The following is a 13,487-nucleotide window of genomic DNA, read 5'->3' on the forward strand; positions in this document are numbered from 1 at the left end:
GCCGCACCGAAGCGCCAAGTCAATGAAATCTTGGGTTTTTTTTATGTGCGCAAAAAACGCCCGATCTGACTGAAAGCCTTGTAGTCCGTGGCTTTCAGCCGATAAAACAGGCTCTGTTCACAAGGTTATCCACAATTTGTGTGGATAACCTTTTATGTCGCCTGGAACTGGAGTGACGCATGAAACCACCTTTCAATTTCACCCGTTTCCTGCCCATGGCTGCGCGCTTGCTGGGCCGTGGGCGTTTACCTACCCTGCTGTTTGCCGTTGCCGCCAAAGGCTCAAACCAGGGCAACCGGCTGGGTAAGTTCAAGGATGATCTCAAATTGCTCCAGGCCCTGTGCCTGGCTTACTGGCGCGGAGAATACCGGGCGATCAGCCCCAAGGCGCTGATCTCGGTGGTGGCGGGGTTGATGTATTTCCTCAGCCCGATTGATGCGATCCCGGACTTTATCCCGGTATTCGGCATGCTCGATGACATCGCTGTGCTGGCATGGGTCATGAAGACCTTGAACGGCGAGCTGAGCGCTTTTCGCGCCTGGCGCGACGCCCAGCGCCCGGAAAAACTCGCCGTGGTTGAGCGACTGCCTGCGACGGCTGCACTCCTGGCCCAGGAAAACCCACAAAAAAACTGATGACTCTTATATCCCCTGCGACCTTCGGGGCTGTTAGGATTACACTTCTAAGGAAAGAACTTACTTAGTAAGTGTTGTTATCCTACGGGGCAGTCATGGATATTCAGATAATTTTACGCAATGGCGAGCCCGAGTATGCGGTGTTGCCATGGGACCAGTACCAGGCGCTGCTAAAAGCCGCCGGTCAGCCGCAACCCACAGCCGCTTCTTCCCCCGCCGCACCCATCACGATTGACCAGGACCTGCGCCCGCTCGCGGACCTGAGCGGCCTGCGTGAAGCCAAGGGCCTGGCCATCGAAACCCTGGCCCGCACGGTGGGTATCAGCCCGTCATATCTTGGATTGATTGAACGTGGTGAACGCCAGCCGGATGCCGCCATACGCCGCAGCCTGGCCTGGGAATTGGGCGTTGCAGGTTGGAGGGATGAATCTTGAGCCTACGAATCAGTCGTCAACACTGGGATGGGTTACTCAACGAACTGGACCAGGCGCGCCGCCAGCGCCACCTGCTGACCTACCGCGCGCTGCTCGAGCGCCTGCAGTTCCCCACACCGGCGATGCAGACGCTGGCCGCAGCCCTTGAACACCTGGCCGCACTGGACGCCAAGGCCGAGCAGCCCTTGCGCAGCTCTCTGGTCATCAGCCAGGGCGCCAGTCGCTTGCCGCGTACCGGTTTCTTTGAGTGTGTAGAGCGCCTGGGGCGTTTCAGCGGGCCATCCGATGGTGTGGCCGCCGCGTCCTGGCATGCCTCGGAAGTGGTGCGAGTGTTCGAATACGAGTATCCGGAATCCGCCGAGGCTTAGAGCGCCTGGGGCAGGCTGTCCATGCTGTCGATGACATGAATGCTGTAACCGGCCACATCCTTGGCGTGGTGCTTGGCCTGTGAGGCCATCTCCGCCAACTGGCTGGCATCCAGTTGTCCACAGGCCTGTGGATACAAATGCACCACGCCGATCGACAGCGACAGCAAGGCGAACTCCTGGCGCGCGCCCTGGCGGTTCAACGCCACGAAGCAGCCGGCGTCGAGGTGTTCGGCGCGATAGAAGCGTCGGCATTGCGTGTGGAAGTCATCCAGCAACTGGTTGAGCCGCTTGCGCCAATCCTGCGGGCCGAGCACCAGCAAAAAATCATCCCCGCCGATATGCCCGACAAAGTCGCGGCTCGGGTCGACCCGGTCGTTCAGGCACTGCGCCAGGCACAGCAACACCTCATCCCCGCGCCCGTAGCCATAGATATCGTTGAACGGCTTGAAGCTGTCGATATCCACGTAGCAGATCACCGACTCGCGCCGTTGTTGCAGCAGGCGCGTCAGGCATTGCTGAATCGGCACATTGCCGGGTAGCAGTGTCAGTGGGTTGGCGTAACGCGCTTGTTGGATCTTCAGTTCGGTGATCAGCTTGAGCACATCAATGACCCGACCCAGGCCGAGGTAATCGCCATTGAGGGTGATGATGAAATCTTCTTCAATTCGCTGGCGTGCGCGGCTGGTCAACAAGCGGCTGACTTGCTGCAGGGATTGGCTCAACTCCACCGCCAGAAAGTCATCGCTCATCAAGCGGCTGATGGGCTTGCGCGCGAACAGGTCAGTGGCGAACGGCTTGAGCAGCGCGTCCGACAAGGAATGCCGGTGCACGATGCCGACCGGGTGGCCGCGCCCATCCAGCACAGCCAGGGAGTTGAGGTTGGCCTGGCGGCGGAAGGATTCCAGGACCAGGGCCGTGGCGGTGTCCTGATCCACTGCAGGTTGTTCGTTGAGCAGGGCGCTGAGGTCGCTGCTTTCTTCGCTGAGGGTGAGGTTGGCGTTGTCCTGTTTGGGCAGCATCAGGCGTGCTTCCTGGGGAGGCTGTTCCTGTGGACGGCAGAGCAGGTAGCCCTGGACCAGGTCAACGCCCATCTCGGTCAACACCGCCAATTCTTCGGGCAGCTCAATACCTTCGGCAATGACTTGGGCGCGGGATGCCCTGGCGATCTGCAAGATGGAGCCGACGAATTCGCGCTTGAGCGCGTCCTGGTGGATGCCGTCGATAAAATGCCGGTCGATCTTCACGTAATCCGGGCGCAGTTCCGACCATAAACGCAGGCTGGAATAGCCGGCGCCCAAGTCATCCAGAGCGATGGCGAAGCCCATGTTGCGGTAATGATGCAGCGCGGTTTGCAGCAAGTCGAAATCGTCGGTTGGCGTCTGCTCGGTGAGCTCGATCACCACTTGGCTGGGTGGGATACCGAAGTCGCGCAACAGTTGCAGCGTGCGGCCCGGCTGGTGCGCCGTCTCCATCAGGGATTCCGGCGAGATGTTCAGGAACAGTTTGCCCGGCAGTTTCTGTTCACTGAAGCGCCGGCATGCGCTTTCACGGCAGGCGATTTCCAGTTCACTGAGGCGCCCGGCATGGCTGGCTACCGAGAACAGGGCGACGGGGGAGTGCAGCGGGCTATTGGACGGGCCACGGCTGAGGGCTTCGTAGCCGAGGATGCGCCGCTCGGACAGGCAAATGATCGGTTGGAACAAGCTGTGCAAACTGCCTTGAGCCAGGATTGAACCCAATGCATTCAGCTGTTCGGTCATGGTCATGGCGATCTCGATCAAAAAAAAGGACCGCAGGCATTAAGCCTGCGGTCCTTCATTTCACGACAGAATGATGTCTATATGATGACACTCTTGGGAGCGCTCACATTAAATTGACTTCATTTACTGCTTGGCCACCTGCTTGCTGATTTTCAGGTAGTCCAGCAGTACCCGGCCTGTCTCGGACAGGTAGGCGTCGTCTTCCGGCTTGGTTTTTTCAGGCTCGGTCGGCAGGGCATCCTCATCTTCTTTCTTCAGCTCTTTGAGCGGGTCTTCGCCCTTGGCCTTGCGGCGGGCGTTTTCCAGCACAAGCTGCTGATTCTCGATGTCGGTGTGCTGCGCACGGCGATCCGCTTCGTTAAGGCTGACGGTTTTTTCTTCCATCAGCTTCTTGGCCAGGGCCAGTTTGTCGCGGATAAACACGAACTCGGCATCCTTGGCGGAGCGAGCGTCATGGTCAGCCTTGAGCTGCGTCAGGTACGGCTTGAACGGGTCCGAAGCGGGTTTGATCGCAGGGCGAATGGTGTCCCACGGCATCGCTTCGGGCAGCGCGCTTTCGCCGATTTCCTTGGTGTCGATGATCGACGGGAAATCAACATCCGGCAGTACGCCCTGATGCTGGGTGCTCTGCCCGGAAACCCGGTAGAACTTGGCAATGGTCAGCTTCAGTTCGCCATGGTTCAGCGGCTGAATGGTCTGCACGGTGCCTTTACCGAAGGTCTGGCCGCCGACGATCAACGCGCGGTGGTAGTCCTGCATGGCGCCGGCGAAAATCTCCGAAGCCGAGGCCGAGAGGCGGTTGACCAGCAACGCCATCGGACCTTTGTAGAACGCGCCCGGGTTCTCGTCTTCGAGCACGTCGACACGGCCGTCAGCGTTGCGTACCAACACGGTCGGGCCTTTGTCGATAAACAGGCTGGTCAGCTCGGTGGCTTCCTGCAGGGAGCCGCCGCCGTTGTTGCGCAGGTCGATGACCACGCCGTCGACTTTTTCCTTCTGCAGCTCTGTCAGGATTTTCTTAACGTCGCGGGTGGTGCTCTTGTAGTCCGGGTCACCGGCGCGGAACGCCTTGAAGTCCAGGTAGAACGCCGGGATCACCACCACGCCCAGTTTGTAATCCTTGCCATCCTGCTTGAGGTTGAGGACTTGCTTCTGCACAGCCTGGTCTTCGAGCTTCACCGCTTCACGGGTGATGGACACGATCTTGCTGGTCTGGTCGTTCGGCGCATTGGTGTGCGGAATCACTTCCAGGCGCACCACGCTGCCTTTCGGCCCACGGATCAGCTTGACCACTTCGTCCAGGCGCCAGCCGACCACATCGACCATCTCTTTGTCGGCCTGGGCCACGCCGATGATCTTGTCCGCCGGGGCGACCTGCTTGGTCTTGTCGGCAGGACCTGCCGGTACCAGACGCACGATCTTGACCTGGTCATTGTCGCTTTGCAGGACGGCACCAATGCCTTCCAGCGACAGACTCATGTTGATATCAAAGTTTTCCGCGTTATCTGGCGACAGATAATTGGTGTGCGGGTCGTAAGACATCGCGAAGGTGTTGATGTAGGCCTGGAAGATGTCTTCGGCACGGGTCTGGTCCAGACGTGCCAACTGATTCTTGTAGCGCTTGGTCAACAGCTCTTGAATGGCCTTCGGCTCTTTGCCGGCGATCTTCAAGCGCAGCACTTCGTCCTTGACGCGTTTGCGCCACAGGTCATCCAACGCGGCGGTGCTGGTCAGCCAAGGTGCGTCCTTGCGGTCCACCAGAAGGGTTTCCTTCTGCGTGAAGTCGAGCTTGTCGACGCCCTTGTTCAGCTCACCCAAGGCGAAGTCCAGACGCGCTTTGACGCGGTCCAGGTAACGCTTGTAGATGGTGAACGCTGGCTGCAGGTCGCCACTCTTGAGGAAGTCGTCGAACTGAGTCTTCCACTTGTCGAACTCAGCGATATCGCTGGCCAGGAAGTAGCTGCGCGACGGGTCCAGCAGCTTGAGGTAGCTGTCATAGATGATCACCGAGCGAGCGTCGTCCAGCGGCGGCTTGCTGTAGTGATGGCGCTTTAGCAACTCGACAACGTTAAGGCTGGCAATCACCTCATCGCGATCAGGCTGAAGATTGTCCCAGCTATTGGCTGCGAACGTATTGGTCGACATCGACGCGAAGCCGAGACCAATGAAAAAAGCGAGGGCGGTGCTGGGGAACAGATGCTTCATGCTGATTCGACGCGGGGGCAATTGATAACGCATATTAGGCCGTCTTTGAGGGAGCCGGTTCCATATGATCCGGTCGCATAATGCAAAAAGCCCGGCGCTACAGCTACGGGCTCAGTCCAGACTCACTATGGAGGCACTGTGAAAGCATTGCAAGGCGTTGAAGGTCATGTGGAGTGGTTGGAAGAGCCCAGTCCTACCTGCGATGTAGGCCAAGTTCGCATTCGTGTGGCGGCTGCTGGCCTTAATCGCGCCGATTTGTTACAGCGCGCGGGGCTCTATCCGCCCCCTCCGGGTGCCAGCCATGTACTCGGCCTGGAGTGTTCCGGGGTAATCAGCGAAGTGGGTGCAGGTTCGTCCTGGCAAGTCGGTGATCGCGTCTGCGCGCTGCTGGCCGGTGGTGGCATGGCCGAAGAAGTGGTGGTGGACGCCCGCCACGTGCTGCCCGTGCCGGAAGGTTTGTCGCTGGCCGAAGCCGCGGCGTTGCCAGAGGTGTACAGCACGGCATGGCTGAATCTGTTCCAGTTGGCGGGCCTTAAACCCGGTGAAAAAGTGTTGTTGCATGCCGGCGCCAGCGGCGTGGGCTCGGCGGCAATCCAGTTGTGCAAGGCATTTGGCAGCCCCTGCTGGGTCAGTGTCGGCTCGGCGGAACGGCTGGCCTACTGCGAGGCGCTCGGCGCTCAGGGCGGCGTGGTACGTACCGACGGTATTGAAGGGCTGCGCGATTTTGGGCCGTTCGATGTGATCCTCGACCCGGTTGGCGGCAACTACGCGGCCCTGGACCTGAAGCTGCTGGCCCTGGATGGTCGTTGGGTGTTGATTGGCTTGATGGGCGGGCGTGACGCTCAGCTCGACTTGGCTCAGGTGCTGGGCAAGCGCATCCAGTTACTCGGCTCGACCTTGCGCAGCCGCAGCGATGAGTTCAAGGCGGACCTGTTGAGTGATTTGAGCCAGCAGGTGTGGCCGCTGTTTGCAGAGGGGCGCTTGAACCCGCAACTGGCCAAGACCTTCTCGATCAGGGATGCCGAGGCGGCCTTTGCCGCGTTGGCGAGCAACCAGATTTCCGGGAAATTGGTGTTAGTGATTGACGAGAGCTTGGTCTGATCTCAAGTTGAGATGCAATCAAGTGTGGGAGGGGGCTTGCTCGCGATCGCAGTGTGTCAGATGAAGAATTCTTCACTGTCATACCGCTATCGGGAGCAAGCCCCCTCCCACATTTTGATAGGATTTCAATTCAAAGAGGTTGGGGTCACACCCACTGATGAATCGGCCAGCCGGCTTTTTCAGCATGCTCGCGCAACACCGGGTCCGGGTTCACCACCTGCGGGTGATCGACCTTCAGCAGCAATGGCAAATCATTGCGCGAATCCGAGTAGAAATACGCCCCCTCCAGTGATTCACCTTCCTGCTCCAACCATTCCAGCAACCGTGTGATCTTGCCTTCACGGTAAGTCAGCACACCCACGGTACGGCCGCTGTAAGCGCCATGGCTGACGTCCAGATCAATCCCCAGCACTTCATCGATACCGATACGTGCGGCAATCGGCGTAACCAAGTGAGTACCCGAGGCGGAAATCACCAGAATCCGGTCGCCATTCGCGCGGTGCCGGGCGATGGTTTTGGTGGCGTCGCTGTAGATCAGCGGCTCAATCACATCCTCGACCCATGGCTCTACCAAGTGGTCGATTTCTTCCGGCGTGCGCCCGATCATCGGCTCCAGGCTGAAGTCCATGAAGTCCTCCATCAACAGCTTGCCCTGGCTGTAGGCGTCCATCAGTTCGTTGTTCTTGCGCATGAACGACTCAGGGTCGACCCAGCCCAGGCGACCCATCTGCTCGCTCCACAGCGTGGCGCAGTCGCCGTGGATCAAGGTGTCGTCCAGATCAAAAATTACCAATGCCATCCGTCATGCTCTCTCAATTAAATCGTTGCGTCAGGCTACTTCACACAACGCACTCGGGTCGATGGAAAGTGCCAGGCGCTGCCCATCCGGGTGCAGGTCGTCGGCGGAACGGTTGAGCACGTCGACCACCAACTCCACGCCGCGCGCTTCAACGCGGTAGCGAATCACGTTGCCCAGCAGGCTGTGGCTGCGCACCAGCGCGTCCAGCTCGCCGCTGCGGCTCAGTTCGATGGCTTCCGGGCGAATCGCGATGCGCCCGCTGATCGGGCGTTGCAGCAATTGGCTGGCCTTGTCGGCGTCGAGCAGGTTGTAGTTGCCGATAAACCCGGCGGCGAATACATCCACCGGCGCAGTGTAGAGGGTCTCGGCATCGCCGCTCTGCACAATCTTGCCCTGGTTCATCAGGAAGATGCGGTCCGACATGGTCAGGGCTTCTTCCTGGTCATGGGTCACGAAGATCGTGGTCAGCCCCAGTTCACGCTGGATCTGGCGGATCTGTTCGCGCAGATGCTTGCGGATCCGTGCGTCCAGCGCCGACAGCGGCTCATCCAGCAGCAACAGGCGCGGGCGGGTCACCAGGGAGCGGGCGAGTGCCACACGCTGGCACTGGCCGCCGGACATCTGGTGCGGGTAGCGACCGGCGAGTTCCTTGAGTTCCACCAGTTGCAGCACTTCCTGCACACGCTTGTGGCTGTCGTCGGCGTTGACCTTTTGCATGCGCAGGCCGAAGGCGACGTTCTGTTCCACGGTCATGTTGGGGAACAGCGCATAGCTCTGGAACACCATGCCGATATGCCGTTTCTGCGGGCTCAGGGGGACGATGTCCTGGCCATCCAGCAGAATTTTCCCACTGTCCACCGACGTAAGCCCGGCGATGCAGCGCAGCAAGGTCGACTTGCCGCAGCCGGACGGGCCGAGCAGGGTGACGAACTCGCCCTTGGCGATCTCGCAGTTGATGTCGCTGAACACCGGGGTGCCGGCGTAGCCTTTTTGCAGGTGTTGGACGCTGACGAAGCTCATTGGCTTTTGTCCTTGTTCAAGATATTGGCGGCCCAGGTCAGCACCAGCACAAAGAAGAAATAGGAAATGACGATGGCACTGGTGAAGTGGCCGCTCGTGTTGCGCATGTTGTTCAGGTAGACCTGCAGGGTTTCATAGCGGGTGCCCACCAGAATATTGGCAAACACGAACTCACCGAACAGAAACGAGAACGACAGCAGCAGCGCCACCATCAGGCCTTTGCGCAGGTTTGGCAGCACCACCAGGATCGCCGCCTGCCAGGTGCTGGCACCCAGCAGTTGCGAGGCGTCCATCAGGTCGCGCAGGTTGATCGCTTGAAGGTTGTTGGTGATCGCGCGGTACATGAACGGTAGAGCCACGGTGAAGTAGCAGCCGATCAGAATCCACGGCGTGCCCACCATTGCAAATGGCCCGGAGCCATACAATTGCAGCAAGCCCACAGATGACACCACCGGCGGCACCGCGAAGGGCAGCAGGATCAAAATGTTCATCAGCGCGTCGAGTTTGGGGAAGTGGTAATGCACCACGAACAGCAGCGGCAAAATCAGCACCACCGACAGGATCAGTGCGCCCACGCACACCAGCAGCGACTGGCCGAAGGCAGCCAGGAAGCGTGGGTCGCTCCAGAGCTGCACGTACCATTTGACGGTGAAACCGGCCGGCAAGATCGTTGCCGACCAACTGCTGGCAATGGAGTAGACAAAGGTGCCCACCAGCGGCAACACCAGGATCGCGAATAACACATACACCACTACCCGATGGTAGAGGGAGGCCGAGCCGGCTTCAGCGCGAGACATGGTAGCTCCTCTTGAGCAGCAGTTGATGGACCACGGTGACCACCGTCATCAGCGCCACCAGCACCACGGCCAGGGCACTGGCCATGTTCGGGTCCAGAGAGATGTCGCCGGAGACCATTGCCGCGATGCGAATCGGCAGCACGTTGAAGTTGCCGGTGGTCAGCGCGTACACCGTGGCATAGGCGCCAAGGGCGTTGGCCAGCAGGATCACGAAGGTGCCGAGCAGGGCAGGGGTGAGCACCGGCAGACCAATGTGCCGCCAGAACTGCCAGCCGTTGGCGCCGAGCAGCGAGGCCGACTCCCGCCAGTCTTCACGCAACGCATCGAAGGCGGGGTAAAGCAGCAGCACGCCCAGTGGAATCTGGAAGTAGGTATAGAGAATGATCAGCCCGGTCTTGGAGTACAGGTTGAAGTCCTGAATGATCCCGGCCTGCTTGAGCATGATGGTGATGCTGCCGTTGAAACCCAGCAGGATGATGAACGCGAAGGCCAGGGGCACGCCGGCAAAGTTGCTGGTCATGTTGGCAAAGGCGGTCACGAAGTTGCGCAGCGGCCCATCCACACGGCGTAACGAGTAGCTGCCGAGCACCGAGATGATGATGCCGAACACGCTGGAATAGAAGCTGATCTCCAGGCTGTACTGGATGGCCTGCAGGTAGAACTTCGAACTGAAGATCCTGGTGAAGTTGGCCAGGCCCCAGCCGAACTCCTCCGATTGCAGGCTGTTGATCATCACCCACACCAGCGGGGCGATTTCAAACACGATAAAGAACAGCGCAAACGGTACCAGGCAGAGGATCGCCAGCCATTTGCCACGGATGATGGAGTTCACTTCAGCAGCTCCCGGCATACAGGTTTGTCGTGGGGTACGCCGAGCAGTTCGCAGACGGTGCCGCACAGTTCGGTTTGCTTGGGGCTGGCAGAAGGGTCGAAGTTGAAGGCCGAGCCCAGCACGAACAGCGGCACTTCACGTTCTTCCGGCAGCAGGCCGTTGTGGGAGCGATCGTTGTTCATGCCGTGGTCCGCAGTCACCAACACCTGGTAACCGGCATCGAGCCAGCCTTGCAGGTAGTCGGCGAGGATGATATCGGCCGAGCGCGCGCTGTTGCGGTATTGCGGCGTATCGAGGCCATGCTTGTGGCCGGCGTCATCAATGTTCATCGGGTGTACCACCAGGAAATTCGGCGCGTGTTTGCGGCGCAGGCTTTCGGCGTCGGCGAACAGGTGTGAATCCGGGTAGTGGTCATTCCAGTAGAAATGTCCGTGCTGGATCGCCAGCGCCTTGTCGTCGGTATGACGATCACGCGCGGCAACAAAGGGCGTGCGGTTATACAACTCGCTGAGCCAGTGATAAGCCGCCGCCGCTGTAGTGAGACCTGCGTCGGTGGCGTAATGGAAAATGCTGCGCTGGTTGGACAGGCGCGAGACATTGTTGTGGACGATGCCGCTGTCGATCGGTGGCACGCCGGTGAGGATGCATTCATACAACGGCCGGGACAGAGCCGGCAGTTCACAGTCCAGTTTGTAAAGCGCTGCGCGTCCTGCGCCGATATAGGCCTGGAGATGCCCCATGGCATGTCGGGCAACCTCGTAGTTCAGGCCGTCGAGCACCACAAGGATGACGTTGTGCTTCATAGGGGGAGACGCTCCGCAACGGCTGGTTTGGCTCGGTTTCATCCTGGAACCGGATCAAATGTGGGCGCTTGCTTATGTGGGAGCTGGCTTGCCTGCGATAGCATCACCTCGGCTTACATGACACACCGAGTCGTTTGCATCGCGGGCAAGCCCGGCTCCCACACAAGCCAGTTCCCACACTGACCGTGTTTACAGCTCAGGCCTTACTGCATATTGATGATGACTTCTTCCTGCCACTTCTGCGGCAGTGCCTTGGAGGTCTTTTCCCAAGCATCGGCATCTTTGATCGGCGTGACTTTCTTGTACTGCTCGTTAGGCAGCAGCTTGGCCTGGACGTCGGCAGGCAAGGTCAGGTGCTCGGCACGGATCGGACGGGCGTTGCCGCGCGCCAGGTTGGTCTGGCCGGCGTCGCTGAAGATGTATTCACGGGTCAGCTTGGCGGCGTTCGGGTGCTTGGCGTATTTGTTGATGATGGTGGTGTAGCCGGAAATCACCGAGCCGTCCGATGGGATCAGCACGACGTAGTCATCCGGGTTGGCCATCTTGGCTTTATAGCTCAAGCCGTTGAAGTCCCAGACCACACCCACTTCCACTTCGCCTTTTTCCATGGTGGCGATGGTCGGGTTGGCCAGTGACAGGCGGCCTTGCTTGGCGATCTCGGCAAACATCAGCAGGGCAGGCTGAATGTTCTTCTCGTCGCCACCATTGGCCAGGGCTGCTGCGAGCACGCCGTTGGCGGCTTGTGCAGCGGTGCTCACGTCACCGATGGAAACCTTGTATTTGCCGGTCTTCAGGTCAGCCCAGCTTTTTGGGGCTTCGGAGCCGTGCAGCAGCTTTTTGTTGACGATAAAGGCGATGGTGCCGGTGTAGGCCAGGGCCCAATTGCCGTCTTTATCTTTCGCCCAATCCGGGACTTGCGCCCAGGTGCTCGGCTTGTACGGCTGCGCAACGCCCTGTTTCACCGCGATCGGGCCGAAGGCCGCGCCGACGTCACCGATATCGGCGCTGGCGTTGTCTTTTTCGGCGGCGAACTTGGCGATTTCCTGGGCCGAGCTCATGTCGGTATCGATGTGCTTGAGGCCATAGGTCTTGGCCAGGTCTTCCCAGGTGCCTTTCCAGTTGGCCCAGTCATCGGGCATGCCGACGCTGTTGACGGCGCCTTCCGCTTTCGCGGCGGCTTCCAGCGTTTTCAGATCGGTATCAGCGGCCATGGCGGCGGTGCACATGGCAATGGTCGAGCCTAACAGTGATGCCAGGAAAAGCTTTTTCATCCGAAGCTCCTTTGGGCGTTTTCAACGCGGCGTTTTTAAGAACGTTTGCGGGGGGGGGCGGTTCATCACTGATTTCTTGTGGCGCGTTGCGCCTGAAAGCCGGCCGGGCTAGGCGCAGTCCGCAGGTAAGGGTCGTTTCCTTGCCAAGGACTGCAACACAGCCTGGCCGGCTTTCAGGCGCAACCCGAAGGGCCGGGCCTGATTTTGCGCAGGGCTGCGTTACTCGTCGCTTATTTGGAACAACCAAACCACGCTCCTCGCGCCTTGCCCTGCACAAAATCAGGTCCGGCGCGCCCCAAGAAATCAGTGATGAATCGCCCCTTTGGTCTAGGTCAGAGCAATACCTGAGCCAATCTAGGCTCGATGGATGACAGTTTCATGTCTGTGTCGTTTTTAAATCGCTTTTGTCGCTCAGTGCAGACTCAGCGTAGACCATGCTCAAGTACCCGCAGGCCCTGGACTTGGCCGATGTATTGCAGGGTGTGGTGCAGGGCCTGGACAGGGACTGTCATCTGTCGGTCATCTGTAATGCCTAGGCTGGCAGGCAATAGCAGAAGCCCAAATAAAGCGCGGTTTGTGCACTTGAACGGTGCTGGTCTAGTCCAGATAGGTAATGTTGATGCGTGATGAGGCAATCAAGGCGGTGACCTCCATCGGCCTGGCGCTGCAAGAGCAGATTGACCACGGCCTGTTGCCGCCTGCGAGTAAATTGCCCGCCGAGCGCAAGCTCAGCGAGTTGTTTGGTACCACTCGAATTACTGTGCGGGAAGCCTTGTTACAACTGGAGGCCCAAGGGCAGATTTATCGCGAGGAACGCCGCGGGTGGTTTGTTTCGCCGCCACGGCTGGCTTACAACCTGATGCAACGCAGCCACTTTCACGCGATGGTCAGCGACCAGGGGCGGGTGGCGTCGACCGAGGTGATTTCTGCGCGCCTGCAACCGGCGTCGGCGGCGGTGTGTGCATGGCTGCAATTGCCGGCGCTGTCGAGTGTGATCCAGATTTGCCGGGGCCGAAGGATTGATGGGCGCCTGGTGTTGTATGTGGAGCACTACCTGAACCCGCAGTATTTTCCGGGGATTCTGGAATGCGACCTGAATCAATCAATGACCGAGCTGTATGCGCGCAAGTACGACTTGCATTACGGCCGCGTGCGCTTCGAAATCGTACCGACGTCATTGCCGGTGGAAGCCGCCGGCGCATTGCGCGTGTCGGTGGGCAGCCCGGGCTTGCGCATCGCACGGGTGAACTATGACCAGCATCAGCGGTTGATCGACTGCGACCTGGAGTTTTGGCGGCATGATGCGATTCATGTCGGCGTCGATGTGGTTTGACAGTCGGGTGCCGGGCTGGCTGACCATCAGCCGATGCACCGCGAGCTTAATGTGGGAGCTGGCTTGCCTGCGATGCGGGCGCCTCGGTACATCACACAGACCACGTTGTTGCTATCGCAGGCAAGCCAG

General features: G+C 59.5%; 13 protein-coding genes. 5 read left to right on the forward strand and 8 right to left on the reverse strand.

Features of this window, described 5'->3' with window-relative positions:
* The first annotated feature begins 179 nt into the window (after positions 1-179).
* The 3 genes from A7J50_RS10160 (at position 180) to A7J50_RS10170 (ending at position 1,437) form a co-directional block, all read left to right on the forward strand.
* On the forward strand, positions 180-635 hold the full coding sequence (locus tag A7J50_RS10160) for a YkvA family protein (RefSeq protein ID WP_064451670.1): 456 nt from the start codon (positions 180-182) through the stop codon (positions 633-635).
* A gap of 95 nt (positions 636-730) precedes the next feature.
* A complete protein-coding gene (locus A7J50_RS10165) occupies positions 731-1,069 on the forward strand; it encodes a helix-turn-helix domain-containing protein (RefSeq protein WP_064451671.1) in 339 nt (112 codons plus the stop codon).
* Positions 1,066-1,437 (forward strand): hypothetical protein, encoded by a 372-nt coding sequence (locus A7J50_RS10170; RefSeq protein ID WP_005786715.1) that lies wholly within the window; start codon positions 1,066-1,068, stop codon positions 1,435-1,437. The genes A7J50_RS10165 and A7J50_RS10170 overlap by 4 nt, the downstream gene beginning before the upstream one ends.
* Here A7J50_RS10170 and A7J50_RS10175 read toward each other — a convergent pair.
* Complete coding sequence (locus tag A7J50_RS10175; protein ID WP_064454893.1) at positions 1,434-3,203, reverse strand: bifunctional diguanylate cyclase/phosphodiesterase; 1,770 nt, start codon at positions 3,201-3,203, stop codon at positions 1,434-1,436. The two genes, A7J50_RS10170 and A7J50_RS10175, sit on opposite strands and share 4 nt — an antisense overlap.
* Positions 3,204-3,320: 117 nt before the next feature.
* Complete coding sequence (locus A7J50_RS10180) at positions 3,321-5,402, reverse strand: carboxy terminal-processing peptidase (RefSeq protein WP_237140895.1); 2,082 nt, start codon at positions 5,400-5,402, stop codon at positions 3,321-3,323.
* Positions 5,403-5,540: 138 nt separating this feature from the next.
* Here A7J50_RS10180 and A7J50_RS10185 point away from each other — a divergent pair, with 138 nt between their 5' ends.
* Positions 5,541-6,503 carry a zinc-binding dehydrogenase gene (locus tag A7J50_RS10185; RefSeq protein ID WP_064451673.1) on the forward strand — a complete coding sequence of 321 codons (963 nt, stop codon included), beginning with the start codon at positions 5,541-5,543 and terminating at the stop codon, positions 6,501-6,503.
* A 145-nt stretch (positions 6,504-6,648) separates the two neighbouring features.
* Here the strand turns inward: A7J50_RS10185 and A7J50_RS10190 are convergent, their stop codons facing one another.
* The 6 genes from A7J50_RS10190 to A7J50_RS10215 all read right to left on the reverse strand — a co-directional run bounded on the left by A7J50_RS10190 (position 6,649) and on the right by A7J50_RS10215 (position 12,025).
* Positions 6,649-7,302 carry an HAD family hydrolase gene (locus A7J50_RS10190; RefSeq protein ID WP_064451674.1) on the reverse strand — a complete coding sequence of 218 codons (654 nt, stop codon included), beginning with the start codon at positions 7,300-7,302 and terminating at the stop codon, positions 6,649-6,651.
* Between the two features lie 30 nt (positions 7,303-7,332).
* Positions 7,333-8,322 carry an ABC transporter ATP-binding protein gene (locus tag A7J50_RS10195; protein ID WP_064451675.1) on the reverse strand — a complete coding sequence of 330 codons (990 nt, stop codon included), beginning with the start codon at positions 8,320-8,322 and terminating at the stop codon, positions 7,333-7,335.
* A complete protein-coding gene (locus A7J50_RS10200; RefSeq protein WP_064451676.1) occupies positions 8,319-9,119 on the reverse strand; it encodes an ABC transporter permease in 801 nt (266 codons plus the stop codon). The genes A7J50_RS10195 and A7J50_RS10200 overlap by 4 nt, the downstream gene beginning before the upstream one ends.
* Complete coding sequence (locus A7J50_RS10205; protein ID WP_064451677.1) at positions 9,106-9,951, reverse strand: ABC transporter permease; 846 nt, start codon at positions 9,949-9,951, stop codon at positions 9,106-9,108. The genes A7J50_RS10200 and A7J50_RS10205 overlap by 14 nt, the downstream gene beginning before the upstream one ends.
* Positions 9,948-10,754, reverse strand: coding sequence for an alkaline phosphatase family protein (locus A7J50_RS10210; protein ID WP_064451678.1), 807 nt, complete (start codon positions 10,752-10,754; stop codon positions 9,948-9,950). The genes A7J50_RS10205 and A7J50_RS10210 overlap by 4 nt, the downstream gene beginning before the upstream one ends.
* Positions 10,755-10,957: 203 nt before the next feature.
* Positions 10,958-12,025 (reverse strand): ABC transporter substrate-binding protein, encoded by a 1,068-nt coding sequence (locus A7J50_RS10215; RefSeq protein WP_064451679.1) that lies wholly within the window; start codon positions 12,023-12,025, stop codon positions 10,958-10,960.
* A gap of 619 nt (positions 12,026-12,644) precedes the next feature.
* On the opposite strand from A7J50_RS10215, the gene A7J50_RS10220 reads away from it, so the two are divergent.
* Positions 12,645-13,358 (forward strand): UTRA domain-containing protein, encoded by a 714-nt coding sequence (locus A7J50_RS10220; RefSeq protein ID WP_064454894.1) that lies wholly within the window; start codon positions 12,645-12,647, stop codon positions 13,356-13,358.
* The last annotated feature ends 129 nt before the right edge of the window (positions 13,359-13,487 follow it).

The sequence above is a fragment of the Pseudomonas antarctica genome, assembly GCF_001647715.1.
GTDB lineage: Bacteria > Pseudomonadota > Gammaproteobacteria > Pseudomonadales > Pseudomonadaceae > Aquipseudomonas > Aquipseudomonas antarctica_A.